The sequence below is a fragment of the Kitasatospora herbaricolor genome, assembly GCF_030813695.1.
Taxonomy (GTDB): domain Bacteria; phylum Actinomycetota; class Actinomycetes; order Streptomycetales; family Streptomycetaceae; genus Kitasatospora; species Kitasatospora herbaricolor.
Window position 1 is genome coordinate 8,339,116 of sequence record NZ_JAUSVA010000002.1, and the last position, 25,453, is coordinate 8,364,568.

The 25,453-nt window shown below is 73.5% G+C and carries 24 protein-coding genes and 2 pseudogenes; 14 read left to right on the top strand and 12 right to left on the bottom strand.

The window, feature by feature from the left end:
• Positions 1-192: 192 nt before the first annotated feature.
• Genes J2S46_RS36125 through J2S46_RS36135 form a run of 3 tightly spaced genes read left to right on the top strand, consistent with a single transcriptional unit; the run spans position 193 to position 3,724 of the window.
• Positions 193-675, top strand: a complete 483-nt coding sequence (locus J2S46_RS36125; protein ID WP_191293276.1) for a (2Fe-2S)-binding protein — start codon at positions 193-195, stop codon at positions 673-675.
• Positions 672-1,664, top strand: coding sequence for an FAD binding domain-containing protein (locus J2S46_RS36130; protein WP_191293275.1), 993 nt, complete (start codon positions 672-674; stop codon positions 1,662-1,664). The genes J2S46_RS36125 and J2S46_RS36130 overlap by 4 nt, the downstream gene beginning before the upstream one ends.
• A complete protein-coding gene (locus J2S46_RS36135; RefSeq protein WP_191293274.1) occupies positions 1,661-3,724 on the top strand; it encodes a xanthine dehydrogenase family protein molybdopterin-binding subunit in 2,064 nt (687 codons plus the stop codon). Before J2S46_RS36130 ends, J2S46_RS36135 begins: the two co-directional genes overlap by 4 nt.
• A 54-nt stretch (positions 3,725-3,778) precedes the next feature.
• Here J2S46_RS36135 and J2S46_RS36140 read toward each other — a convergent pair whose 3' ends face one another.
• The 5 genes and pseudogenes from J2S46_RS36140 to J2S46_RS40950 form a co-directional block, all read right to left on the bottom strand.
• The gene (locus tag J2S46_RS36140) at positions 3,779-5,509 is read right to left on the bottom strand and encodes a thiamine pyrophosphate-dependent enzyme (protein WP_191293273.1); all 1,731 of its coding nucleotides are present in this window, start codon (positions 5,507-5,509) and stop codon (positions 3,779-3,781) included.
• A gap of 62 nt (positions 5,510-5,571) precedes the next feature.
• Complete coding sequence (locus J2S46_RS36145; RefSeq protein WP_370882283.1) at positions 5,572-7,155, bottom strand: FMN-binding glutamate synthase family protein; 1,584 nt, start codon at positions 7,153-7,155, stop codon at positions 5,572-5,574.
• 178 nt (positions 7,156-7,333) lie between these two features.
• Positions 7,334-7,699, bottom strand: a complete 366-nt coding sequence (locus J2S46_RS36150; protein WP_191293272.1) for a PRC-barrel domain-containing protein — start codon at positions 7,697-7,699, stop codon at positions 7,334-7,336.
• A 160-nt stretch (positions 7,700-7,859) separates the two neighbouring features.
• A complete protein-coding gene (locus tag J2S46_RS36155) occupies positions 7,860-8,276 on the bottom strand; it encodes a hypothetical protein (RefSeq protein WP_229913232.1) in 417 nt (138 codons plus the stop codon).
• Positions 8,277-8,305: 29 nt separating this feature from the next.
• Positions 8,306-8,371: pseudogene (locus J2S46_RS40950) on the bottom strand (CorA family divalent cation transporter); the annotation flags it as partial.
• Positions 8,372-8,825: 454 nt separating this feature from the next.
• Here J2S46_RS40950 and J2S46_RS36165 point away from each other — a divergent pair.
• Positions 8,826-9,560 carry a YqjF family protein gene (locus tag J2S46_RS36165; RefSeq protein WP_229913231.1) on the top strand — a complete coding sequence of 245 codons (735 nt, stop codon included), beginning with the start codon at positions 8,826-8,828 and terminating at the stop codon, positions 9,558-9,560.
• 405 nt (positions 9,561-9,965) lie between these two features.
• A complete protein-coding gene (locus tag J2S46_RS36170) occupies positions 9,966-11,213 on the top strand; it encodes an FAD-binding protein (RefSeq protein WP_191293270.1) in 1,248 nt (415 codons plus the stop codon).
• Positions 11,214-11,291: 78 nt separating this feature from the next.
• On the opposite strand, the gene J2S46_RS36175 is transcribed toward J2S46_RS36170, so the two are convergent.
• From J2S46_RS36175 to J2S46_RS36185, 3 genes and pseudogenes are all read right to left on the bottom strand, one after another.
• Positions 11,292-12,143 (bottom strand): aldo/keto reductase, encoded by an 852-nt coding sequence (locus J2S46_RS36175; protein WP_191293269.1) that lies wholly within the window; start codon positions 12,141-12,143, stop codon positions 11,292-11,294.
• A 335-nt stretch (positions 12,144-12,478) separates the two neighbouring features.
• Positions 12,479-13,452 (bottom strand): annotated as a pseudogene (locus tag J2S46_RS36180) (aldo/keto reductase).
• 70 nt (positions 13,453-13,522) lie between these two features.
• Positions 13,523-14,257: an SDR family oxidoreductase gene (locus tag J2S46_RS36185; protein ID WP_191293268.1), complete on the bottom strand. Its 735-nt coding sequence runs from the start codon at positions 14,255-14,257 to the stop codon at positions 13,523-13,525.
• A 209-nt stretch (positions 14,258-14,466) separates the two neighbouring features.
• On the opposite strand from J2S46_RS36185, the gene J2S46_RS36190 reads away from it, so the two are divergent.
• Positions 14,467-15,375 carry a helix-turn-helix transcriptional regulator gene (locus tag J2S46_RS36190; protein ID WP_191293305.1) on the top strand — a complete coding sequence of 303 codons (909 nt, stop codon included), beginning with the start codon at positions 14,467-14,469 and terminating at the stop codon, positions 15,373-15,375.
• A gap of 75 nt (positions 15,376-15,450) precedes the next feature.
• Here the strand turns inward: J2S46_RS36190 and J2S46_RS40955 are convergent, their stop codons facing one another.
• Positions 15,451-15,606: a response regulator gene (locus tag J2S46_RS40955; protein ID WP_191293267.1), complete on the bottom strand. Its 156-nt coding sequence runs from the start codon at positions 15,604-15,606 to the stop codon at positions 15,451-15,453.
• A gap of 319 nt (positions 15,607-15,925) precedes the next feature.
• Here J2S46_RS40955 and J2S46_RS36200 point away from each other — a divergent pair, with 319 nt between their 5' ends.
• Positions 15,926-16,669: a hypothetical protein gene (locus J2S46_RS36200; protein WP_191293266.1), complete on the top strand. Its 744-nt coding sequence runs from the start codon at positions 15,926-15,928 to the stop codon at positions 16,667-16,669.
• 198 nt (positions 16,670-16,867) lie between these two features.
• Here J2S46_RS36200 and J2S46_RS36205 read toward each other — a convergent pair whose 3' ends face one another.
• Together J2S46_RS36205 and J2S46_RS36210 are read right to left on the bottom strand one after the other, a co-directional pair.
• Positions 16,868-17,014, bottom strand: coding sequence for a hypothetical protein (locus tag J2S46_RS36205; RefSeq protein WP_191293265.1), 147 nt, complete (start codon positions 17,012-17,014; stop codon positions 16,868-16,870).
• A gap of 125 nt (positions 17,015-17,139) precedes the next feature.
• Positions 17,140-18,153: a LacI family DNA-binding transcriptional regulator gene (locus J2S46_RS36210; protein WP_370882284.1), complete on the bottom strand. Its 1,014-nt coding sequence runs from the start codon at positions 18,151-18,153 to the stop codon at positions 17,140-17,142.
• 394 nt (positions 18,154-18,547) lie between these two features.
• Here J2S46_RS36210 and J2S46_RS36215 point away from each other — a divergent pair, with 394 nt between their 5' ends.
• The 4 genes from J2S46_RS36215 to J2S46_RS36230 all read left to right on the top strand — a co-directional run bounded on the left by J2S46_RS36215 (position 18,548) and on the right by J2S46_RS36230 (position 22,801).
• A complete protein-coding gene (locus tag J2S46_RS36215; RefSeq protein WP_191293264.1) occupies positions 18,548-19,510 on the top strand; it encodes a glycoside hydrolase family 6 protein in 963 nt (320 codons plus the stop codon).
• 212 nt (positions 19,511-19,722) lie between these two features.
• Positions 19,723-21,018: a glycoside hydrolase family 6 protein gene (locus tag J2S46_RS36220; RefSeq protein WP_191293263.1), complete on the top strand. Its 1,296-nt coding sequence runs from the start codon at positions 19,723-19,725 to the stop codon at positions 21,016-21,018.
• A gap of 387 nt (positions 21,019-21,405) precedes the next feature.
• Entirely contained in the window at positions 21,406-22,311 is a 906-nt protein-coding gene (locus J2S46_RS36225; protein WP_191293262.1) for a S41 family peptidase, read from the top strand.
• Positions 22,312-22,501: 190 nt separating this feature from the next.
• A complete protein-coding gene (locus J2S46_RS36230; protein ID WP_191293261.1) occupies positions 22,502-22,801 on the top strand; it encodes a hypothetical protein in 300 nt (99 codons plus the stop codon).
• Positions 22,802-23,216: 415 nt separating this feature from the next.
• Here the strand turns inward: J2S46_RS36230 and J2S46_RS36235 are convergent, their stop codons facing one another.
• Positions 23,217-23,894, bottom strand: coding sequence for a GntR family transcriptional regulator (locus tag J2S46_RS36235; RefSeq protein ID WP_229913230.1), 678 nt, complete (start codon positions 23,892-23,894; stop codon positions 23,217-23,219).
• 49 nt (positions 23,895-23,943) lie between these two features.
• Between J2S46_RS36235 and J2S46_RS36240 the strand changes: the two genes are divergently transcribed.
• From J2S46_RS36240 to J2S46_RS36250, 3 genes are all read left to right on the top strand, one after another.
• Positions 23,944-24,096, top strand: coding sequence for a hypothetical protein (locus tag J2S46_RS36240; protein ID WP_229913229.1), 153 nt, complete (start codon positions 23,944-23,946; stop codon positions 24,094-24,096).
• The gene (locus J2S46_RS36245; protein WP_191293260.1) at positions 24,084-24,242 is read left to right on the top strand and encodes a hypothetical protein; all 159 of its coding nucleotides are present in this window, start codon (positions 24,084-24,086) and stop codon (positions 24,240-24,242) included. Before J2S46_RS36240 ends, J2S46_RS36245 begins: the two co-directional genes overlap by 13 nt.
• A gap of 214 nt (positions 24,243-24,456) precedes the next feature.
• Complete coding sequence (locus J2S46_RS36250) at positions 24,457-25,218, top strand: isocitrate lyase/PEP mutase family protein (RefSeq protein WP_191293259.1); 762 nt, start codon at positions 24,457-24,459, stop codon at positions 25,216-25,218.
• Positions 25,219-25,453 lie beyond the last annotated feature (235 nt).

The window sequence follows — 25,453 nt, forward strand, 5'->3', positions numbered from 1 at the left end:
CGCGCCGGGCCGGGGTGGCGGCGCCCGGACGCGGTCCGGGCGCCCGCCGCGGGCGCCGGTCGTCGGGGCCCCGTCGGGCACGGGCACGCCCGCTGACGCGGCGAACCGGTGGTAGGCGGCGGGTGGAGGTGTCGGGTGGGGCACGGGGTGGGACGGCTGATCCGACGAACTGTCCGGACGAGAGGTGAGCCGATGCTCGGGACCACGGCGACGCAGACCCGCCTGGAGGTGAACGGCGAGTCGTGCACCCTGCTGCTGGACAACCGGTGCACCCTGCTGGACGTGCTGCGCGAGCACCTCGCGCTGACCGGGCCGAAGAAGGGCTGCGACCACGGGCAGTGCGGGGCCTGCACAGTGCTGGTGGACGGGCGGCGGGTGAACAGTTGCCTGCTGCTGGCCGTCAGCCTGGACGGCGCCTCGGTCACCACCGTGGAGGGGCTGGCCGACGGCGCGGAGCTGCACCCGGTGCAGCAGGCCTTCCTGGACCACGACGCCTTCCAGTGCGGGTTCTGCACCCCGGGGCAGCTCTGCTCGGCGGTCGGCCTGCTCGCGGAGGCCGCGCGGGCGGCCGAACGGCTGGACGAGGCGTCGGTGCGCGAGCTGATGAGCGGCAACATCTGCCGGTGCGGCGCCTACCCGGGCATCGTCCGGGCCGTGCTGGAGGTGGCGCCGTGAGGGAGTTCGGTTACCTGCGGCCCACCGGCGTGGCCGAGGCGGTTGAACTGCTCGCGGCCGACCCAGGTGCCCGCTACCTGGCCGGCGGCACCAACCTGGTCGACCTGATGAAGCTGGGCGTGGAGCGGCCCCGGCTGCTGGTCGACCTCGGCCGGCTGCCGCTGCGCGACATCGGGCCGACGGGGGACGGGGGCCTGCGGATCGGGGCCCTGGCACGCAACGCCGACCTGGCGGCTGACCCGCGGGTGCGCGCGTCCTACCCGGTGCTGTCCCAGGCGCTGCTGGCGGGTGCGTCCGGCCAGCTGCGCAATGTGGCGACCACCGCCGGGAACCTGCTCCAGCGCACCCGCTGCCCGTACTTCCAGGACACCGCCAAGCCGTGCAACAAGCGGCTGCCGGGCACCGGCTGCCCGGCCCGCGAGGGCGTCCACCGCGACCTCGCGGTGCTCGGGGCCTCCGAGCACTGCGTGGCCACCCACCCGTCCGACCTGGCGGTCGCCCTTGCCGTGCTGGACGCCACGGTCGAACTGCTCGGCCCCGACGGCGCCCGGACCCTTCCCGTCACCGACCTGCACCGGCTCCCCGGTGACCGGCCCGACCTGGAACACCGCCTGCTGCCCGGCGAGCTGATCACCGCCGTCACCCTGCCGCCGCCTGCCCCCGGTGCCCGGTCCGCCTACCGCAAGGCCCGCGACCGGGCGTCCTACGCCTTCGCGCTGGCCTCGGTGGCCGCCGTGCTCGTCGTCCGGGGGAGCCGGGTGGAGCGGGTGGGGATCGCCTTCGGCGGGCTCGCGGCCAAGCCGTGGCGGGCCCGGACCGCCGAGGCGATGCTGCTCGGCGCCTCCGCCGACGAAGCGTCCTTCAGGGCCGCCGCGGAGGCCGAACTGGCCGCCGCCCGGCCGCTGCGCGACAACGGCCACAAGGTGCCGCTGGCCCGCAACCTGGCGGTGCGCGTCCTGTCCGACCTCGCCCTGGAGAGCGTCCGATGACCGACCACGTCCGTCTGGAGGGCCGCGCCAAGGTGACCGGCGCGGCCCGGTACGCCGACGACCGTCGCCCGCCCGGCGCCGTGCACGCCTGCCCGGTGCCGGCCACCGTCGCCCGCGGCGAGGTCACGGCCGTCGACCCGGGCCCGGCCGACCGGAGCGTGCTCGCCGTCCTGACCCACCTGGACGCGCCGCGGCTCGCCGACGCCGGAGACCCCACGCTGGCGGTGCTGCAGTCCGCCCGGGTGGCGCACCGAGGCCAGATCGTGGCGCTGGTCGTCGCCGAGACGCCGGAGGCCGCCCGGCACGCCGCCGCGCAGGTGCGGGTGGAGTACGCCGAGGAGCCGCACGACGTGACACTGGTGGAGGACCACCCGGGCGTCTACGCACCGGAGGAGGCCAACGGGGGCCACCCCGCGGACCGGGTGCGCGGCGACTTCGGGGCCGCCTACGCCGCCGCCGAGCTGCGGATCGACGCCACCTACCGGATCGGCCCGCTGCACAACCACCCGATGGAGCCGCACGCCTCCACCGCCGAATGGCAGGGCGACCGGCTGACCGTCCACGACTCCAGCCAGGGCGGCCACGGGGTCCGCAAGACCCTCGCGACGCTGTTCGGGCTGCCGGAGGACCAGGTGCTGGTGGTGAACGAGCATGTCGGCGGGGGCTTCGGGTCCAAGGGCACGGCGCGGCCCAACGTGGTGCTGGCCGCCATGGCGGCCCGGGTGGTCGGGCGGCCGGTCCGGCTCGCCCTGCCGCGGGCGCAGCTGCCCGCGCTGGTCGGCCACCGGGCACCGACCGTGCAGCGGGTGCGGCTGGCGGCCGGCCGGGACGGGCGGATCGAGGCGTTGGCGCACGAGATCCTGACCAGGTCCTCGACGCTGAAGGAGTTCGTCGAACAGGCGGCGGTGCCCGCCCGGGTGATGTACCGCTCCGCCGTCTCCCTGACCACCCACCGGGTGGTGCGGCAGGACGTGCCGACACCGTCGTGGATGCGGGCGCCCGGCGAGGCCCCTGGCATGTTCGCCCTCGAGTCGGCGATGGACGAGCTGGCGTCGGCCTGCGGGCTGGACCCGGTGGAGCTGCGGCTGCGCAACGAGCCCGAGGTGGAACCGGACAGCGGGAAGCCGTTCTCCAGCCGCAGCCTGACGGCCTGCCTGCGCGAGGGCGCCCGGCGCTTCGGCTGGGCGGGCCGGGACCCGCGGCCGGGTGTCCGGCGCGAGGGCCGGCTGCTGGTCGGCACGGGGGTTGCCGCGTCGACCTACCCGGTGCTGATCGCCCCCTCCTCGGCCGAGGTGCGGGCCGAGCCGGACGGCGGGTACCTGGTCCGGGTGAACGCCGCCGACATCGGGACGGGGGCCCGGACGGTACTGGCCCTGGTCGCCGCCGAGGTGCTCGCCGTGCCGTCGGATCGGGTCCGGATCGAGGTCGGACGCACCGACCTGCCGTACGGCTCGGTCGCCGGGGGCTCCAGCGGGACCTCGTCCTGGGGCTGGGCGGTGCACGAGGCCGCGACCCGGCTCCGGGGCCGCCTGGCCGGGGGAGCGCCGGTCCCCGCGCGGGGCCTGTCCGAACGGGCCGACACCCGGGAGCTCGTCGGGCGGGGGACGGAGTTCGCCCGGCACGCGTTCGGCGCGCAGTTCGCGGAGGTCCAGGTGGACACCGACAGCGGGGAGGTGCGCCTGCGCCGGCTGCTCGGGGTGTTCGCCGCCGGGCGGATCCTCAACGTCCGCACGGCGCGCTCACAACTGGTGGGCGGCATGGTGATGGGGGCCTCGATGGCCCTGCTGGAGGAGTCCACGATGGACCCGGGCTTCGGCGACCACACGGAGCGCGATCTCGCCTCGTACCACGTGGCGGTGAGCGCGGACGTGCCGGACGTGCAGGCCTACTGGGTCGAGGAGGAGGACACCCACGTCAGCCCGCTCGGGTCGAAGGGCATCGGGGAGATCGGGATCGTCGGCACGGCCGCGGCCGTCGCCAACGCCGTGCACCACGCGACCGGCCTGCGGGTGCGGGAGCTGCCGGTGGTCTCCCGGCGCCTGGGGGAGGCGCTGGCCTGACGGGGCGTCCCGGCCCGAACGTGCCCCCCGGGGCGGGGGGCACGCCGCAGGCCCTCACCCCGCTTGGCCCTTGTGCAGTACCTCCTTCACCTTGGCGACGGCGAATCCCCAGCCCTGCTGGAGCGTCGGCCTGCCGGGGACGGCTAGCTCCCGGGGGTTGGTGAGCACGTCCAGCAGGACGGGGCCCGGCGTGGCGAAGGCGCGGCGGACGCTCTCCTGGAGGTCGGCGGGGTCGGTGACGCGAATGCCGGTGATCCCGAGGGCGGTGGCGACGGCTGCGAAGTCGGGGTTGTCCAGCTCGGTCCCGAACTCGGCCAGCCCGGTCTGTTCCTGTTCGAGTTCGACCATGCCCAGCCGGCGGTTGTCGAAGACCACGAGCTTGACCGGCAGCCGGTACGCCTTGATGGTCATGAGGTCGCCGAGCAGCATGCTCAGGCCGCCGTCGCCGCAGAAGGCGACGACCTCCCGGTCCGGTGCCCAGAGCTGGGCGCCGAGGGCCTGCGGCATGGCGTTGGCCATCGAGCCCAGGTTGAAGGAACCGAGCAGGCGCCGCTGCCCGTGCAGGGTGACGAACCGGGAGAGCCAGACGGTGGCCATGCCGGTGTCGGAGGTGAAGATCGCGTCGTCGCTCGCGCAGGCGTTCACGGCGGCGGCCAGCGCCTCGGGACGGACGTCGCCGCCGCGGTTGTCCAGAGCACTGCGCAGCCGTCCCAGGCCGTGCTGGTCGTGGCCGGGGTCGGCGAGGCGCCGCTGTCCGACGCGCCAGTCCTCGAAGCGCCGGCGGGCGGCGTCCAGGTGGGAGCGGTCCTCGGCGGCGTCCAGGTGGGGGAGCAGCGCCTGGAGGGTCGCGCCGACGTCGCCCGCAAGTCCGGTGTCGATCGGTGTCCGTCGCCCGAGGTTGCTCTCCCGGACATCGATCTGGACGACCTTGCAGCCGGTGGGGTACCAGTCCCGGTAGGGGAAGTCGGTGCCGAGCATGACCAGGGTGTCGCAGGAGTCCAGCGCGTGGACGGCGGCGGGGTTGCCGATCAGGCCGGTCTGGCCCACCTGGTACGGGTTCTCCCCCTCGAAGCCCTCCTTGGCCTTGAGGGTGAGGACCATCGGCGCGGCCAGCCGTTCGGCCAGGGTCAAGACCGCGTCACGGGCGTCGCGTGCGCCGCGGCCGACGAGCAGGGTGACCTTGCCGCCGGCGTTGATGAGGTCGGCGGCCTCGCGGATGCCCGACTCGTCCGGGCGGGTGACGGGGTGGGCGCGGGGGAAGCGGGCGGGGCGGTCGTCGGTCGCTTCGCGGTCGCCGAGGTCGCCGGGCACCGTGAGGACGGCCACTGCGTTCTCGCTGATCGCCGCTCGCACGGCGGCTTCGAGCATCCGCGGCATCTGGTCGGGGGAGGTGACGGTCGTCCGGTGGACGGCGACGTCGCGGAAGAGCAGGTCGTTGTCGACCTCCTGGAAGTAGTCGCCGCCCAGTTCGGCGAGCGGCACCTGTCCGGCGATGGCGAGGACGGGGGTGCGGCTCTTGGCGGCGTCGTAGAGGCCGTTGAGCAGGTGGACGGAGCCGGGGCCGACGGTGCCCATGCACACGCCCAGGGTCCCCGACAACTGGGACTGGGCGCCTGCGGCGAAGGCGGCGGCCTCCTCGTGGCGGCAGCCGATCCAGTCGATGCCCTCGGTGGAGCGGATGGCGTCGGTGAGCGGGTTCAGCGCGTCGCCGACGACGCCGAACACATGGCGCACGCCGAGTTCCTGCAGGGCGTCGACGATCACATGGGCGACGGTGCGTGCCACAGGCGGTTCCTCCGGTTCGTTGCGGGGTGGAGAGGCTCGGGGAGTTCGGGCGGGCGCGGCCGCTACACCGTGAAGTGGTCGGGATCGGCTGCGTGCCAGTCCTGAACCCACGCCTCGGGGGCGTCGTCGATCAGCTGTCCCGGGCTGAGTTCCGGGTACAGCTCGGCCCAGGAGCGGACGGTCTGCGGGTCCGTCCTTCGCTGCAGCATGTGCGGACGCAGCTGGGAGGGGTCGTCGACGCCCATGGCGGCCATGAGCTGCAGGGCGCTCTTGACCGTCGCCTCCTGGAAGCGGTGCACGCGCCGGGACTTGTCGCCGACGTCCAGGGCGCGGGCCCGGCGGGCGTCCTGGGTGGTCACGCCGGTCGGGCAGGTGTTGGTGTGGCAGCGCTGCGCCTGGATGCAGCCGACGGCGAACATCATGGCGCGTGCGGCGTTGGTGTAGTCGGCCCCCTGGAGGAGCCGTTTGACCAGGTCGCTGCCGGTGGCGACCTTGCCGCTGACGCCGATCCGGACGCGGTCGCGCAGCCCGGTCCCCAGCAGGGCGTTGTGGACGGTCAGCAGACCGTCGGTCAGGGGCATGCCCATGCTGTCGGCGAATTCGAGGGGGGCGGCGCCGGTGCCGCCTTCCGAGCCGTCGACGACGATGAAGTCCGGCGTGACGTCCTCCTCCAGCATGGCCTTGCAGACGGCCAGGAACTGGCGGCGGGAGCCGACGCACAGTTTGAAGCCGACCGGCTTGCCGTCGGTCAGTTCACGCATCCGGGCGATGAAGCGGACGAGTTCCCGTGGGGTGGAGAAGACCTGGTGGTAGGGCGGCGAGACGACGGTTCGGCCCTGCGGCACCCCCCGGACCTCGGCGATCTCGGCGTTGACCTTCGGGCCGGGCAGCACGCCCCCGATGCCGGGCTTGGCCCCCTGACTGAGCTTCAGGGACACGCACTTGACCTGAGGGTGGGCGGCCTTCGCGGCGAACTCGGCCTCGTCGAAGGCGCCGTCCTTCGTCCGGCAGCCGAAGTACCCGGTGCCGATCTCCCACACGAGGTCGCCGCCGGGGCGCAGGTGGTACTCGGAGAGGCCGCCTTCGCCCGTGTCATGGGCGAAACCGCCCAGCGCGGCACCGGTGTTGAGAGCCAGCACCGCATTGGCCGACAGCGATCCGAAGCTCATCGCCGAGACGTTGAGCAGCGCCATGTCGTACGGCCGGGTGCAGTCCGGGCCACCGATCCGCACGCGCGGCGGGTCGGAGCGCACCGCGCGCGGGGCCATCGACGGGACGAGGAACTCCTGGCCGGCCGCGTACAGGTCGAGTTCGGTGCCGAACGGCTCCTCCGCATCGGTTCCTTCGGCCCGCTCGTACACGATGCTGCGGGTGTCACGGTCGAAGGGACGACCGTCGACGTTGCGCTCCACGAAGTACTGCTGCAACTCGGGGCGAACGGCCTCCAGCGCGAACCGCAGATGGCCCAGCACCGGGTAGTTCCGCAGGACGGAGTGCCGCCGCTGGAGCAGGTCCCGTACGGCCAGGAGGAGCACGGCAGCCGACGGACCGGCCGCCCACCACCACCATGGCGACACCAGCACACTCATCGCGACGGCGACCACGGCCGCGCAGCCCAGCAGGGCGACCCAGAATATTCTCAGCACGATCCGTCGTCTGTCCCCGATCGGGCCCGCCAAGCCCACCGGCGGGCGGGACGTCGGCCGACGACACCGGCGGAACTCCTCCGGAGCGCACTGCGGCACCTGCCGCAGCCGCACGCGCGTACGGCTGCGGGCCGCCACCGAGGAGGTGGCGGCCCGCAGCCGTGCACGGCGGGTCCGGTCAGACGGGGCCGCCGTAGTAGGGGCCGTAGTAGCTCGCGTACGCGTCCCGGTACAGGCTGTCGGCGGGGTCGTGCTTGTCGGTGTCGTACTCCGGGCTCTCCCGGATCTCTTCCTTGGTGCGGTCCACATGGACCTTCTTCTCGTCCCGGTCGACCCGCACGACGGTGCCGGCGGGGAGCAGGACGTGCTTGCCGAAGATCCACGGGCCGGTGTCCACCACCAGGTACTGGGAGCCCACGTCCTCGGACAACTTGTCGACCTTCCCGATGTGGCCGTCGGTCGCTTCGACGCGGAAGCCGACCAGGTCGGTGCCGGAAACGTGGCCGGACGTGCCGCGGAACTCCCAGATCTCGATGCCGCTCATGCCGCCTCCTCGTGGTGGGTCGTGTCGTGGTGGGTGCGTGGGTCGGCGTCCGAGCGCCGGTCCCGTCGTTCGCGCTCCCCGCTTCGCGGCTGCCCCGTTCCCGCCCGGTCACACCCCTGGTGCGGATCCGGGAATGTGTGGGGCCCCGCCGGGGGGCCGCTCAGGTCCGCCGTGAGCGCCGGCCGCGGACCCGGCGGTGGCTCCAGGCCAGCAGGACCAGCAGCACGACGCCCGAAAGGATCAGGCTGGAGCCGGTGCCTCGGCCGGCGAAGGGCAGCCACGGCAGCAGCGCCCACGCCACCCCCGCGCCGAGCAGACCGAGACCGGCCAGCACCGATCCGGCGATCCGCCACCTTGAGGCGACGCCGGCCTCGGCCCCCTGCATCGCCCGTGCCCGTACCGGCTCGACGTACCGGGCCAGGGCCGGGACGGCTCGGGACAGCAGCAGGCCGGCGAACACCAGCAGCAGCCCGGGGCCGGTAAGCACCAGCAGGGCCACGCCCACCAGGACCAGCACGCCTCCGCCGGCCGCCAGGGCCACCCCCGGCGCCGCAGGTGGACCCAGAGGCCCGCGCACACCATGAACGTCACGCCCACCACCAGCGGGTACCCGAAGGTCCAGGCGAGTTCCGGCATGTGGTCGAAGTTCATCCCGTAGTTCCCCGCCACCATGGTGGGTACGGCGATCAGCGCGGCGGTGGCGCTGATCCGGCGGAGCCGGACATGCCGGCTGCCAGTGCTGAGAGGTCCTTCACGTCACCACCTCGGGCTCTCGGGGATCGGATCGCCGCTCGTCCGCCCGTCCGGCGCGGCGGCAACCGTGCCGGACGTGGACCCTGGACGGCGGCGTCGCGGTCGGCCCCACGGTCCCGCTGCTGAGACGAGCCGCCGCGCGGCCGCCGGAACCCCGTTCCGACACCGACGCGCCCACGGACGGAAGGGTCCGTGGGCGGCGTCGGTGACGCGCTGCCCGGGTCGGGCCGCCGGCGCGCGGGAGGCGCCGGACACCGCGCCCGGTGCCCGGGATCCCGTGCACGAATGATGCAAGCAGCAGCCGCGTGCCGACCTGAGGAGCATGGGACGTGCGGGCCGGCCCGCCCGCGTCCTCCGAGCCCAGGAGCAGCCCGTGGTCGCCCTCGAACCCGTCAGCGCGGTGCCGCCCCGCGGTACCGGCCGCCCGCTGCTCTCCCAGTACTGGCGCCACGTGCTCTTCGTGCACTGGCCGGTCAGCCCGGCGGCCGTCGCACCCCTGCTGCCACCGGGCGTCGTGCCGGACGTCTGGAACGGCACCAGCTGGGTGGGCCTGGTCTCCTTCGGCATGGAGGGCCTCGGCCTCGGCCGCCTCGGGGCCGTCCCCTACTTCGGCTCCTTCACGGAGGTCAACGTCAGGCTCTACTCGGTGGACGGCCTCGGCCGGCGCGGTGTCGTCTTCCGGTCGCTGGAGTGCGAGCGGCTGCTGCCCGTCCTGGTCGCCCGGGCGGCCTTCCGGCTGCCCTACCGCTGGGCGTCGGCCCGCCTCGCCGTCGACGACGGCACCGTGGCCGTCACCACCCGTGCCCGCTGCGGCGGGCCCGGCAGCGTGCTCACCGCGCGCATCGGGCACCCGCTCGCCCGCCCGGGCCCGCTGGCTGCCTTCCTCACCGCCCGCTGGGGACTGCACGTCGACCGGTTCGGCCGCACCGTCTACCTGCCCACCGAGCACCCGCCCTGGCCGCTGCACGAGGCGGAACTCACCTTCCTGGCCGACGGTCTGGTCCAGGCGGCCGGGATCGAGGTCATGGGGCCGCCGGTCAGCGTCCTGTACTCCCCGGGCGTCCCGGTGCGCTTCGGTGCCGCGCTCCGCTGCCCGCGACCGGCCTGAGTGCCCCCACGCGCGGAACGCCCGTCACTCCACTACGGTCCCCACCCGCCGCAGGGCCCGTGAGTCGTTCCCCTCCCTCGCCCGTCGGAACGCCCGGCCGCCGCGGTCGCTCGGCGGCCGGCATCCTCGTCGGCCCCACCACCGGCCCCGTCCCGGCGGCGGGGCTCCCACCGTCCCGACCGGCTTCCGCTCCTGGTCCTCGTCGCGCCCGAGGCGGACGACCCGGGCCGGGGTCGGCCGCGTGCGTGAACACTCCCGGTCCGTCCAGTTCTTCGGGGGGCCGGGACCGACGCCCTGGATATCCTTTCGGCTTCGCCCGCCCCCGCCGAGCGATCGCGCGCGGTGAGCGTCGCCGGTGGCCGGCGTGCGGCTTCGAGGAACCCCGAGCAACGGAGGACCCGTCCCATGACAGTGGCCAGGACGAACTGGGCCCGGAACATCGCCTTCGGTGCCGAACGGTTCCACCGGCCCGAGTCCGTCGACGAGCTGCGGCGGATCGTCGGTTCGAGCCGGTCGGTCCGCGCTCTGGGTACCGGCCATTCGTTCAACACCGTCGCGGACACCGAGGGCGATCTCGTCTCGGTGGCCGGTCTGCCACCCGTGATCGACATCGACGAGCGGACCGCGGGCGTCACCGTGTCGGCGGGCCTGCGGTTCGGGGAGGTCACCGCCGCGGTGGACCGTGCGGGCTTCGCCTTCCACAACCTCGGGTCCCTGCCGCACATCTCGATCGCCGGCGCCTGCGCGACCGGCACCCACGGATCCGGTGTCACGAACGGCTGCATCGCCACCGCGGTGCGGTCGCTCGAACTCGTGGCGGCCGACGGGACCCTGAGGACGATCGGCCGGGGTGACAGCGGCTTCGCGGGCTCGGTGGTGGCGCTGGGTGCCCTCGGTGTCGTGACCCGGCTGACGCTGGACCTGGTGCCCGCGTTCGGCCTTCGGCAGTGGGTGTACGAGAACCTGCCGGCCGCCCTGCTGCGCGAGCGCTTCGACGAGGTGCTGGCCGCGGCGTACAGCGTCAGCCTCTTCACCGACTGGCGGGACGACCGGATCAACCAGGTGTGGCTGAAGAGCACCGGCACCGGGACGGCTCCGGCGACCTGGTTGGACGCCACGCTCGCCGACGGCCCGCGCCACCCCGTCCCGGGCCTGGAACCCGAGCCCTGCACCGAGCAGCTCGGGGTCATGGGGCCGTGGCACGCCCGACTGCCGCACTTCCGGCTGGACTTCACACCCAGCAGCGGCGACGAGCTGCAGTCGGAGTACTTCGTGCACCGCTCGGACGCCACGGCCGCCTTCGACGCCCTGGACGCCGTCAGGGAGCAGATCAGCCCGCCCCTGCAGATCAGCGAGATCCGCACCGTGGCCGGCGACGACCTGTGGCTCAGCCCGGCCTTCGAGCGTGACTGCGTCGCGTTCCACTTCACCTGGCACCCGGAGCCCACCGCCGTGCGGGAGGCCGTGCGGGCGGTCGAAGCAGCGTTGGAGCCGTTCGGCGCGCGACCGCACTGGGGCAAGGTCCACGGCACCGCGCCGGAGGCGATCCGCGCGCTGTACCCCCGCTTCGAAAGCTTCGGGGAGCTGATGGCCACGTCCGACCCCGCGGGGAAGTTCCGCAACTGCTACGTCGACCGGCTCTTCCCCCGGTAGATCCGACCCGCCTCGGCACGAACGGTGAGGCCCGGCGGATTCCGGGCCTACGCTACCTCCCGTACCTGTTCCTGGGGCTCAGCTGTCCAGGCGGCGCTTGCTGAGCCAGGCGACCATCTCGGGGTCGTGGTGGTCGAAGAAGAGGGTCGTGCCGGTGTCCAGGGCGGCGACGGCGGCCATCTGTTCGTCGGTGAGGCGGAAGTCGAAGACGTCGATGTTCTGCGCCATCCGGTCGGCGTTGACGGACTTGGGGATGGTCACGATCTCGCGCTGGATCAGCCAGCGGAGCACGACCTGGGCGACGGACCTGCCGTGCGCCTCGGCGATCTTGCTGAGGACGGGGTGGGTGAACAGGTCGTTCCTGCCTTCGGGGAAGCCGCCCCATGCCTGGTGCTGGACGCCGTGCTCGCGCATCAGGGCGTGGTCGGGGTCGCGCTGGAAGAAGGGGTGGGTCTCGATCTGGTTGACCTGCGGGGTGGTCTCGTTGTTGAGGACCAGGTCCAGCAGCCGGTCGGGGTGGAAGTTGGCGACACCGATCGCCCTGGCGAGGCCCTCGCGCAGGGCGGCCTCCATGGCGCGCCACTGGCCGTAGACGTCGCCGTAGGGCTGGTGCATCAGGTACAGGTCGACGTGGTCCAGGCCCAGCGCGGCCAGGGAGGACTCCAGGGCGCGGCGGGTGTTCTCCTCGGCGGGAGCGTCCTGGACCCACAGCTTCGTGGTGACGAACAGGTCGGCGCGGGGGATGCCGCTGTTCCTGATCGCGCGGCCGACGGCCTCCTCGTTGCCGTAGGCGGCCGCGGTGTCCAGCAGGCGGTAGCCGGCCGCGAGGGCGTCGGTGACGGCCTGCTCGGTCCGGTCGGCGGGGATCTGGTAGACGCCGAAGCCGAGGATCGGCATCTGGACGCTGTTGTTCAGGGTGACGTACTGCATGGGACTCTCCTGGAACGACGGGTGGTCAAGGGGGCGGGGCCAGGACGGCGGTGGCGCTCATGGCGGCGGGCCGCCCGCCCTGGAGGGCGAGGTGCGTGATCGCCTCGGCGCGTTCGCGGGGGCAGGCCTTGTCGAGGCCGCGGTGCAGGTGGCCGGGCAGCTGGGGGCGTCGCGCCCGAGGGCGACCGGGGCGGCGACGGTGATCAGGCCGTGCGCGCCGGGACAGGTCGGGGCGCCGGCGGACGTCGGCGAACAGGACGCCGCCGATGAGGTCGGCGGGCTCGGGGCGTGGCGGCCGACGAGGTCCGGCGCGGTGCGCGGGTCGGTCCCGGTCGTCACCGCTCCATCATCCGCATGCCGGCCTCGTTGTGGGTGTCGCCGGCGGCCGGGGGCAGGCTGCCGAGCCGGGCGAGCTGGTCCTCGGTCAGGTGGACGGCGTCGGCACCGGCGTTCTCCTCGACCCGGGCCACGCGGCGGGTGCCGGGGATGGGCGCGATGAAGTCGCCCTGGGCGAGCAGCCAGGCCAGCGCGACCTGCGCCGGGGTCGCTCCGATCTCGGTGGCGGTGGCGGCGACCTGGTCGGCCAGGCGCAGGTTGTGCCGGAAGTTCTCGCCCGTGAAGCGAGGGTTGTCGGCGCGGAAGTCGGTGGGGTCGAACTGGCCCGTGGAGCGGATGGCGCCGGTCAGGAAGCCGCGCCCGAGCGGGGAGAAGGGCACGAAGCCGATGTTCAGTTCCCGCAGCACGGGCAGGACGCGGGCCTCGGGGTCGCGGGTGAACAGCGAGTACTCGGACTGCACCGCGGTGATCGGATGGACGGCGTGGGCGCGGCGGATGGTGTCGGGGCCGGCCTCCGAGAGGCCGATGTGCCGGATCTTGCCCTCGGCCACCAGTTCGGCCAGCGCGCCGACGGTTTCTCGATCGGCGTGCCCGGGTCCACGCGGTGCTGGTAGTAGAGGTCGATGCGGTCGGTGCCCAGGCGGGTGAGGGAGCCCTCGACGGCGGCACGGACGTTGGCCGGGCTGCTGTCGCAGGCACCGGGGCGGCCGGTGTGGGAGATCAGGCCGAACTTGGTGGCGAGCACCACTTCGTCCCGGCGGCCCCTGACCGCGCGGCCCACCAGCTCCTCGTTGGTGTAGGGGCCGTAGACCTCGGCGGTGTCCACGAGGGTGACGCCCAGGTCCAGGGCACGGTGGACGGTGCGGACGGACTCCGCGTCGTCGGTGCCGGCGCCGGTGTAGCCGTGGGACATGCCCATGGCTCCAAGGCCGATGCGGGAGACGTCCAGGTCGCGCAGGTGGATGTGCTTCACGGGAAGGTCCTTTTCGTTTGGCGGTCGATGCCGGTGCGGCGAGCGCCGGGTGCGGCCGGGTGCGCGCGGATCAGAGCACCTGGCCGGCGGGGCGGAGCAGGATCTCGTGGACGGCCAGGTGCCGGGGGCGCCCGAGGGCGAAGGTGATGACCTCGGCTACGTCCTCGGCGGTGACCTCGGCGACGTCGTAGAGCTGCCGGGCGCTCTGGCGGGTCGCTTCGTGGGTGATGTGGGTGGGCAGCTCGGTGGCGACGACACCGGGCTCGATCACGGTGCCGCGGACGTCGGGCAGCAGTTCCTTGCGCAGCGACTCCGACCAGCCGTTGATGCCGAACTTGGTGGCCGCGTACACGCCGCTGCCGACGTTGGCGATCCGGCCGGCGACGGAGGAGATGTTGATCAGGTCGCCGCCGCCGTCCTTGAGCTGGTCGAGGAACACCTCGGTGGCCGTGATCGCCCCGAGCAGGTTGGCCTCGATCATGGTGCGGTAGTCGTCGCGCCGCTCGGCGGAGAACGGTCCGAGCAGCATGACCCCGGCGTTGTTCACCAGCACGTCCGTACCGCCGAACTCCCGCTTCACCCGTTCCGCCGCCGCCACCAGGGTGTCACGGTCGGTGACGTCGGCGGAGCAGGCGATCGCACCGTCGCCGAGCTCGTCGGCGAGGGACTCGATGCGGTCCTTGCGGCGGGCGAGAAGCGCCACCCGGTAGCCCCTCGCGTGCAGGGACCGGGCGGTCGCGGCGCCGATGCCGGAGGAGGCCCCGGTGATGACGGCGACCCGTCCGGGCTTCTGGTCCTGGCTCATCGTGTGTCCCGTTCCTCGTGGTGACAATGCGTGACCGGCTACGGGCCGGCGGCCGGCGTTCGGCGGTCCGAAGGGTTCTGCGGTCCGAAGGGTTCGGACCTCCCCGACGGCGCCATTCCAGCACCGGCCCGCAGAGGGCGCGAGGGACGGCTTGTACGTGTACTGGCAGTCACTCCTACAGATCCCCGACGGGCCGTACCGTGGACGGCATTGACAACCAGGCCGAGGTGCGGGACTTCCTGCGCACACGACGCGACCGGATCACCCCCGAGCAGGCGGGGATCGTCGGTGGCGGCCGTCGACGCCTGCCCGGGCTGCGCCGCGAGGAGGTCGCCATGCTCGCGGGTATGAGCAGCGACTACTACGCGAAGATGGAACGCGGGAACCTCGCCGGCGTCTCTCCCGAGGTGCTCGACGCCCTCGCCCGGGCGCTGCGCCTCGACGAGGCGGAGACCGAGCACCTGCACGACCTCGCCAGGGCGGCGAACCCCTCACCGGGCCGACGCCGCTCCGGCCCTCCACGATCGACGGTCCGGTCCTCGCTCCAGCGCTTCCTCGACGCGATCACGGGCGCACCCGCATGGATCGTCAACCAGCGGGGCGACATCCTCGCCACCAACCCGCTCGCCCGGGCCCTGCTCGCCCCGCTGCTGGAGGACCCGGACGCCCGGAACAACGGCGCGCGGTTCATCTTCCTCTGCCCCGCCGCCCGCACCTTCTACCCGCAGTGGGAGCGCGCCGCGGACGCCTCCGCCGCGAACCTGCGGACGGCCGTGGGACGCAACCCGCGCGACAAGGACCTGACCGACCTCATCGGGGAACTCGCGGCCCGCAGCGACGCCTTCAGCAGCCGCTGGGCGGCCCACGCCGTCCGTCTGCACCGCACCGGCACCAAGCACATCCACCACCCCGACGTCGGCGACCTCGAATTCGTCTACGAGGGTGTCGAGCTGCCCGATCACCCCGGCTGGACCCTGTACGCCTACACGAGCGAGGCGGGCTCCCCGACCGAGGAACGGGTCAAGCTCCTCGGCAGCCTCGCAGCCACCGCCGGCGACGGACGGGCCGCCGCACCCGTCCTCCGGCCGGACGACCGGGACGCCCTCACCGAGGGGTGAGCCGGTCGAGCCGCCGGGTCGGCGGCCCCGTGCGTGGTTGCGGCGGGGATGTGCTGCCCGATCCAGTGCCCTCGGTCAGGCGGTGGCGATGAGGATCCCGGCGTCGCTGCCGGCGGCCCGTAGCCGGGAGCACACCCGGCGTCCGTCGGGGCCGGGCCGCATGGCGTCGAGAGCCCCGTCCCCGCCGTCGCCGGCGCCGGAGCGCTGCTCGCGGCGGCCGCGTGCCGGCACCGGAGCGCGAACACCGGACAGGCGCGGGGCCCACAGCCTGTCCGTCCCCGGGCCGCCACCCGGGACCGCGGCGCCGCGGGCCGTGCCCGCAAAGTTGCACGGCCCGGCAGGCGGCGAGTCTGGAGACCTCCCTGTTCATCCGGACCGCCGTGCAGGCCACCGGCGGCGGCTGGAACCTCCTCGTCGGCGCGACCCTTGCCCGCGGCAGGTCGAAGCGCGGCGGGCCCCGGCCTTCAGCGGGTTCGACGCGCCTTCGGCTCTAACTGCCTTGCCAGACCTATGATCTGACCACCTGTCGAAGAGTGGCGTGGGGGGATTCATGGCTCATCCGCAAGGAGCACCGAATGCAGGCAGCCTGATCGACCGGTGGGAGGAGCGGGGGTTCACCGTCGCCTGCGCGCTGGTCGTTCTCGGGTCGACCGTCGCGGCGGTGTTCGACGTGCCGCCGGCCTGGCTGATGCCGTTCCTGTTCGCGGCGGTCTACGCGATCCTGCGGCTGCTGCTGCCGCTGAAGGGGACGCAAGGGGAGATCGCCGATCTGCGCTCCGAGTTGGCGCTGCTGCGGCGAGAGTTCAGTTCCGCGGCGTTCTCCCGGGTGGAGCACTACCGGGATGCCGCCGAGTTCTACCGGGCGGCCACCGATTACCTGCGCAAGCACAATCCCAGCCATCTCGACACCTGGTACATGAGGATCGGGACTCCCGACAGTTTCAGTGAGTCGACGCCGGCCTTCGCCGCATACTTCCGGGCCGTGCTCCTCTGGGCCGAGCAGGGTGGCTCCGTGCGCCGGCTGTTCTGCTCGGGTCCGTCGCCGGAGTACGCGCGCTGGACCGCGCGGCACCGGCAGGACACCCGGGACTTGAGCAGGTATCACATCAGGGAGGTGAGCTGGCCGATCGAGGCCGACCTGATGAGCATGGCCATCATGGGTGATGCGGTGTTCCTCGCCTTCACCACCGACGACCGGGTGGCCGGCATGCGCATCGAGGGCAGTGAGGCGGCGGCCTACTTCCGCTCGTACTTCGACCGGCACTGGGCCAAGGGCGCGGACGTGCCGCGCTAGCCCGGAGGCAGGCAACGGGCAGCAGGCGGCTGCCAGCAGGGTGCGGCCGGGCCGCTGGCGTTCGGTGAGGCGGTCCGGCCGCAGCGCATCCCACCGTGAAGCCGCAAGGTGCCCTGGGCCGCCCTCCGTTGCCCCGCCACCCCGCGCTCGGCAGCCGTTCCTCGCGCGTCGACGGTGCCCTCATTCGTCAGGCAGGCATCAGGGGCGTACCGCGTCCTGCCGGTCCGCCGGGGCGGAGCCCGTGCTGGAGCCGGTACCCGGGGTGGGATCGGGTCCGCTGCCGGTCCGGCGCAGGGAGTGGTCCAGCAGGACCACCGTCAGCAGCACGACGGAGGCGCCCAGCATGAACAGGGCGAGCCGGTGCAGCCCCGGGGTGTCGGCGCGACGGGGGGAGAAGGCGGCGTCGGCGGGTGCATCGGTGGCGGCACTCCGAGTTCTCGGAGAAGGGCCTTCCGGCCGCGTCGACGACGTCAGGCGGATTCGCGCCGGACCAGCCGGGTGGGCAGGAGCAGTGGGCTCGGGCTCCCGCCCGCGACGAGGGTCAGGAGCATCCGGGTCATCTCCCGGCCGAGGGCCTGGATGGGCTGGTGGATCGTCGTGAGCGGCGGGTCGGAGACCTCGGCGACCGGCAGGTCGTCGAATCCGATCACGGCGGTGTCGCCGGGCACCGCGCGGCCGGCGCGGCGCAGGGCTCGCAGCGCGCCCGCCGCCATGTTGTCGTTGGCGGCGAAGACGGCGTCCGTGTCCGGGTGCCGGGCCAGGAGGGCCTCCATGGCGGTGATCCCGCCGAGTTCGGTGAAGTCGCCGGGTTCCTCGCCGTGCGGGGTGAGCCCGGCCAGGGTGAGGGCTTCGCGGTAGCCGCGGTGGCGGGCGCGGCTGACGTCGGTGTCCAGCGGTCCGGTGATCATCGCGATGCGTGTGCGGCCGAGGGAGATCAGGTGCTCGGTCGCGGCCCGGGCTCCGCCGACGTTGTCCACGTCCACGAAGGAGGGAACGTCCTGTCCGAGCGGCCGGCCACCGAAGACGGCGGGGATGTCCGCGTCGAGGGCGAGCCGTGTCAGCGGGTCGCCCTCGCGCAGCGCCATCAGCATGACGCCGTCCACGGCGCGGGTGTGCAGCAGTTGCTGCACCCGCAACTGGCCCCGGGCGGAAGTGGCCAGACAGAGCATCAGGTGGAGATCGGTCTCCTCCAGCACGGTGGCGGCGCCGGCGACGACCTGGCCGAAGAACGGGTCGGCGAAGACCGCGGGGTCGTCGCCGGCCACGATGAGGGCCACCGCGCCCGCCTGCTGCGTCGCCAGTGCGCGCGCGGTGGGGTTGGGCACGTAGCCCAGCTCCCTGATCGCGCGTTGCACGGCCTCGCGTTTGTCGCGGCTGACGTGGGGCGCGTTGTTGAGCACCCTGGACGCGGCGGTGCGCGAGACGCCCGCGCGCTCGGCCACCTCGTCCAGGGTCGGCCGTCGGCGCATCGATTCGTCTGTCACGGCGTCTCTCCCCGATCTCGGTACCTCAGGAGGGTAGCTCCCTCGACCTGTCGGGTCGACGCATGTCCGGAAGCGCTTCCGGTATGGACTGTATACGGCTTCGACATCCGCGTGAAGGGCAAGTTGCTGCACTGCCCTTGACACAGTCTTGATGGGGGATCCACGATTGCCCGGCAGCGACGGGTGGCTGTGGCCAAGACTGGAAGCGCTTCCAAAAAATGCGCTTCCAGTCACTGGCCCACGGACACCGGACGCGCTTCGGCGGTCAGCCCCGGGAGCTGAACGCCGGCCGGCCGCGACGCCCCGGTCACCCCGTCGTCGTGCACCTCACTCCTCGTCGAACCGCCGTCCTCACACGGCCGTGCGGCGACCCCACCCGAGAAGAGGTTCCCCCATGCGCAGACCCTCCCGTCCGACCGCGGCGATCCTGCTCGCCCTCCCGCTGGTGCTCGCAGCTCCCACCGCCGCGCACGCGGACCCCGTGTCCAGCACCAGTGGTTTCTACGTCGACCCCGACTCCAGCGCCGCCGCGTGGGCGGCCGCCAACCCGAGCGACGGGCGCGCCGCCGCGATCAAGGCCTCCATCGCCGCCGTCCCGATGGCGCGCTGGTTCGGCAACTGGAGCGGCGCCATCGGCACCGCCACCGGTGCCTACGTCGGCGCGGCCCAGGCCGCGGGCAAGCTGCCGGTCCTGGTCGCCTACAACATCCCGGACCGCGACATCTGCGGCGGCCAGTCCGCCGGCGGCGCGGGATCCGCCGCCGCCTACGACACCTGGATCGCGGCCTTCGCAAGCGGCATCGGCAGCCGTCCTGCCGTGGTCGTCCTGGAACCCGACGCGCTCGGCGACCAGAGCTGCATGACGTCCGCGCAGATCTCCAGCCGCAACGCCCTGCTCAACAACGCCATCACGCAGTTCAACAACAAGGCACCCAACACCTGGGTCTACCTGGACGCCGGGAACCCCGGCTGGATCAGCTCGTCCACGATGGCCCAGCACCTGAACGCCGCGGGCCTCGGCCGGGCCCACGGCTTCGCGCTGAACGTCTCGAACTTCTTCACCACCGCCGAGAACACCGGCTACGCCGGCTCGGTCAACGCGACCCTCAAATCCTCCTACGGCTACACCAAGCCCTTCACCGTCGACACCAGCCGAAACGGGAACGGCTCGAACGGCGCCTGGTGCAACCCCGCCGGCCGCAGGACCGGTACTCCCACCCAGCTCGGCGGCGGCGCCGAGATGCTGCTGTGGATCAAGACGCCGGGCGAGTCCGACGGCAACTGCGGTGTGGGAGCCGGCTCGGCGGCGGGCCAGTTCCTGCCGGAGGTCGCCTACAAGATGATCTACGGCTACTGAACCACGCCCACGGCCGAAGACCGCAGCCGTACGTACGACCCGGCCCGGCGCACCCTGCGCCCCGGCAGCCCTGCCCCCGGTACCTGCCGCCCGGTGCGCCGGGCCCCCTCGCCACCAGCTCCGACCTCGCCGCCGGCGCCGACCTTGCCACCGGCGCCGACCACACCACCAGTTCCGACCACACCACCAGCGCCGACCACCCGAGGAACCCGATGACCCACCGCCTGCCCAGATCCGTCCTCCCCGCCGCTGCCGTCGCCCTGGTGCTCGGCCTCGCCGCCCCCGCGACAGCCGCGCCCGCACCGCCGGCGACGGCGGCCGGCCACACCCTGCCCGCGGGCACCCGCTTCTACGTCGACCCCGACAGCGACGCCGCCCACCAGGCCGTCACCGACCTGAAGAACCACGACCTGGCCGGCGCCGCGGCCATGGCGAAACTGGCGAGCTGGCCGGAGGCCACCTGGTTCACCGGCGGCACCCCCGCGGAGGTCAGGGCCCAGGTGGCGAAGCTGATGCGGGACGCCGGACGCACCGGCACGGTGCCGACGCTCGTCGCCTACAACATCCCGCTGCGCGACTGCTCGCTCTACTCCGCCGGCGGCGCGCAGTCCGACGCCGAGTACCAGGCGTGGATCAAGGCCTTCGCCCAGGGCATCGGCAACGGCAAGGCCGTCGTGGTGCTGGAACCGGACGGCCTCGCGAACCTGCCGTCCGACTGCGGTCCCGCATCCGACCCCACCGGTGTCCTCACCGCCGGCCGCATCGCCGACCTCAACACCGCCGTCGACGCACTGGAAGGGCGGCCGGGCACCTCGGTGTACCTGGACGCGGGCAACAGCCACTGGAAGAGCGTCGGCGACATCGCCCAGCGCCTGCTGCAGGCCGGTGCGGCCCGCACCCAGGGGTTCTCGCTCAACGTCTCCAACAACCTGGCCACCGACCTGAACACCCACTACGGCACCTGGGTCTCCCACTGCCTCTGGTTCGCCACCAAAGGCCCGGCCTGGGCCAACGGGCACCCGGAGTCCTGCGCCGGCCAGTACTACTCCTCGGCCGCCCCGAACGACGGTCAGCCCGGCAACGCCGTCGATCCGGACGACCCGAGCACCTGGCACTGGACCGACGAGTGGTTCCGGCAGAACGTCGGCACCCCGCCCACCGACCAGCTCACCCACTTCGTCGTCGACACCAGCCGCAACGGCCGCGGCGCCTGGACCGCGCCCCCGGGCAAGTACACCGGAGACCCGCAGATCTGGTGCAACGCACCCGACCGCGGCGTCGGTGCCCGGCCCACCGCCGACACCGGCGTCCCCCTGGTGGACGCCTACCTCTGGGTCAAGACCGTCGGCCAGTCGGACGGCCAGTGCAACCGCAGCATCCCCGGCGGCACCGTCGACCCCGAGTACGGTGTCGTGGACCCCGCTGCCGGCGCCTGGTGGCCCGAGCAGGCGCAGTCCCTCGTCCGGAACGCCGTCCCGGCCCTGACGTTCAACCTCAACCTGCACTGAGCGGCCGGTACCGGGGGGCGCAGCCGGGGATCTCCGCCGGTCAGGCCGCCGGGCAGGGCGAGTTCGGTCCGGCGGGGCCGAGGGGTGCGGAGCGCGGTGCCCGCCCGGCCGGTGTTCCCCTCGGCCCCGCGGGTACCGTGCTCGGCACCGGCTCCGGCTCTGTGGCTCCGTGACGGCGCGGTGGCCGGAGCGGCCGGGACGTGCCGGCCCCGCCGGCCCTCCCGGCGGCCCAACTCCTCGCCGCGGCAAGCCTGAGCACGATTGCCCTCCCCTCGCGTCGGTCTCCGGAACGTCCTCAGGAGGTGGCACACGGGACGCCTGATCTCGCCTGCCGAAAGGGTCGAACTTCCTTGACGCTTTTGCCGGGGCAGTGCTCTACTCCCAGCCATGACAACTCTGACGCAGCTTCAGCCGACACCCGTCATCGACGAGACGGTCCGGCTGCTGACCGAGCATTACGTCTTCGCCGGGACGGCCGAGCAACTCGCCGGCCTGCTACGACGACGCCTCGCCGAGGGGGCCTACGACGTCGACGGTGCCGAGGAGCTCGCCCGTCTGGTCACCGCCGACCTGCAGTCCCTCAACGGCGACCGACACCTGAGACTGAAGCACCACGCCGACCCGGTCTCCCCTGAACAGGGGGCCGCCAGCCGGGACGCCATGCGCCGGGACTTCGAGACCTCGCTGGGCGGCGCGCCCCGGGTGGAGTTGCTCGCCGGCGGGGTCGCGGTGGTGGAGCTGGCGCCGATGCTGTTTCCGCTGGAGTGGGCCGCCGAACCGCTGAGCGCCGCGCTCACCCTGGCCTCCCGCGCCCAGGCGCTGATCGTGGACCTTCGCGGCAACCGGGGCGGTGACCCGGACACGGTCGCCTTCGTCTGCAGTTACCTGCTGGACGAGCGCACCCACCTCAACACCATGGAATGGCGCGAGAACGAGCGCAGCGAGCAGTCCTGGAGCCTGCCGTACGTTCCCGGCGCTCGCTTCGGCGGCAGCAAGCCGCTGTACGTGCTGTCGAGTGACAGCACCTTCTCCGCCGCCGAGGAGCTGGCGTACGACCTGCAGCAACTCGGCCGCGCCGTCGTCGTCGGTGAGCGCAGCCGCGGCGGCGCACACCCCTGCAGGGGCTGGACGGTGCACCCGCACCTGGAGGTCACCGTCCCCATGGGCCGCGCCGTCAACCCCGTCTCCGGTGCGAACTGGGAGGGCACCGGCGTGCAGCCGGACGTCCCTTGCACTGCGGCCGAGTCCCTCGACCGGGCGCACGAGCTGGCCCTCGCCCGGCTGGCCGGCTGACCCGGGCGGACTCGTCGACAGGACCGCGGGCGGCGGTACCGATCGAGATCGGCGAACGTCACCGCCCCGCTCTTCGGGCGGACCCACCGGGACGCCGGGGCACTTCGCAGTCGGGCCCGGCTGCCGGGCCCGGCAACCGGGCTTCGGGAAGTCCGGGCGGGTGCCGGCGCCGTTGGTCGATGATGGCGGGATGACGGACAACCAGGGACCGAAGTCGCTGAGCGACGATGCCGAGATGTTCGCGATCGCCCTGCTGAAGGCGCGCCTCGCGGCCGGGTCCCGGCCGGCGGCGGCGAAGGCGTGCTCGGACATCCTCGACCGCTTCGAGGCCAGGTCCGACGAGGGGGGTCTGCGCACGCTGGCGGCGCATCTGGTCGAGGTTGCGGCCGGCCTCGCCGGCGGGCGACTGGACGCCTTGGAGCGCCTGGAGCAGATCGAGCGCGACGCCCTGCAACGGCAGCAGCAGCCCGGACAGTGGCCCGGACCCTGACCGGCGAACCCTGGATCGGCCTGTACCCGCAGGCGCGGTGGCCGGCTTCGACGGGGGGCCGGTACGCACGGCCTCGCCGCGCCCGCCCGAGCGCGGCGATGCCCTGACCAAGCGTGATCGCTGTGCGGCACCGTACGTACGGGCGGGGGCGACCGGAGCAGCACCCGCGGCGAGGACCGCCGGCCCGACGCCCGCCACCTGATCCGGGCCGGGGACGGTGCCGTCATCGACCCGGCCTCCGTGCGGGGGGTTGCCGGAGGCGGTGGGTGGGCGATGTCGAGAAGCTGTCCACCGGTTGTGTACAAGCTCTGTGTTGCGGGAGATCGTCGGTCGCGCAATGCCCACGTTCCGGCGGAGGCCGGATCGGGGTGCCCAGCCCCGGCGGAGGCCGGATCCGGGTGCCGGACGGTGCGACCTACCCGGCGTCCGGGTCCGGCCTCCGCCGCCGGTACGCCGACTGGGCGAGCGCGATGTGACGGGCCACCAGGTCACGGGCCCGCTCCTGGTCGCCCTCGTCGATGGCCGCCACGATCTCGGCGTGCTCCCGCCAGGAGTCCGTGGCCCGGCGCGGCAGCTCGGCCGCGTACACCCAGGCGATCTTGTCGCTGAGCTGGGTGACCAGTTGACCGAGCGTGCGGCTGCCCGAGGCGGCGGCGATCACCTCGTGCAGCCGGCTGTTCAGCCGGGCCAGCTCCTCCAGCCGCCCGTCCTCCGCGGCCTCCATGCCCAGCGACACCAGCTCCTTCATCCGCCCGACCTGCTCCGCCGTCCGCCGCAGGGCGGCCCGGCCGGCACCCAGCGGCTCCAGCAGGGCCCGGATCTCCAGCAGGTCCTCGGCCTCGTCGTCGCTCAACTCCACCACGGCGATGCCCGCGTAGGGCCGGCTCACCAGGAAGCCCTCGGCCTCCAGCGAGCGCAGCGCCTCGCGGACCGGCACCCGGGAGACCCCGTACCGCGCCGCCATGGTCTCCTCGGTCAGCCGCTGGCCGGGGCGGTGGACGCCCCGGATCAGGTCCTCGCGGATGGCCCGGACGACTGCCTGCGGCGAGACCCGCCCACGGCCCGTCGCAGGCCGTGCAACCTCGTCTTCCACGGAAACCTCGATCGGATGCAATCGCCGCTCCTTCGGCGAAGGAGCTGGCGTGGCGAACGTACTACAACCAGGTACCGGCCCGATCGACGGCGACGCGTACCTCCCCTCGACCCCCGACACCGTCTCCTGGGGCCTTCTGCCGACCGCGGCCGACCGACCCGTCCTCACCGTCGACTCCGGGTCGACGGTATGCGGCGCTTGATCGACGAGCACGGGCCGCGGATGTCGCCGCACCTGGTCGCCTGGATGCGCCACCCCTGGACGGCCGGGGCGGGAGCTGACGGGCCGGCACCCGGCGGCACCGCCCGCGGCCGGCCGCTCGCCCCGGGGCTCGCCGTCGGGGCCTGACCGTCCACCAGGGTCTCGTCGCCGGCGGCGGAATCGCCCGGTCCGTCGAAGCGCCGGCCGGGCCGGTGGGTGCGGGGCCGTGCAGGGGAGCACCCGTCCGTGGTGGGTCCCGGGCGTCGTCCGGGTCGTGCGTCCCGACCGTCGCGGGACGCGATGCCCGGGCAGCGCCCTGCCGGGCCGTCGTTCGGGGTCGTCCGGGGGTAGCGTCTTCGGCATGGACCTTCGTACCACCGTTGAGCGCGCTCAACGCCTCAAGCAGCTGCACGCCCAGCACCGGCCGCTCGTGCTGCCGACCGTCTGGGACGTCTGGTCCGCGCGGACGGCAGTCGGCGCCGGGTTCCCGGCGCTGACGATCGGCAGCCATCCGCTCGCCGACTCCCGAGGGGCCGAGGACCACGAGGGGCAGACCTTCGAGGAGGTGCTCGCCGCCGTCAGGCCGATCATCGCCGCGGTCGACGTCCCCGTGTCCGTCGACCTGGAAGCCGGATACGGACAGGAACCCGCGGACCTCGTCGCCGGACTCACCGAGATCGGCGGCGTCGGTCTCAACATCGAGGACACCGTCCACTCGGACGGCGGACGTGTGCGCAGCACGCAGGAGCACGCGAGCTACATCGCCGGCCTGCGCGCGGCGGCCGACGACGCGGGGATCCCGCTCTGGGTGAACGGGCGCACCGACCTGTTCATCCATGCCGAGGACGCCGCCGGAGTCCTCGACGAGGCGATCGAGCGGCTGCGGGCCATGGAGCAGGCCGGCGCCGACAGCGTCTACCCGGTGGGCATCCAGGACAACGACGACCTGCTCACGGCGGTGACCGGCGCCGTCGCCGTTCCGGTGAACTCCACGGCGCATCCCGTCAGGCACGACCTTGAGCGCTTCCGTCGCCTCGGCGTCGGCCGGATCACCTACGGTCCGCTGCTGCAGATCGCGTTGACGGATGCGATGAAGGACATGCTCCGCCCGTGGGGTCCCTGAGCAACCGGCCGGGCGGCCGGGCGAGCTGGTGCCCGAGCCGCCCGACCGCCTCGGCCGACCGGCCGTGAGCATGCGGGTACGGCCGCCGGCGGCCGGGCATGGGCGCACCGGCCGCCCGCACCGGCCGCCCGCACCCGTCGCCCGGACCCGTCGCCCGCGGCCCGGCCGTCCCGGCCGGGCGGGCGCAGCCCCAGGGGGCCGTTCGCGCCGCCTCACCCGACCGGGCACCGTCAGC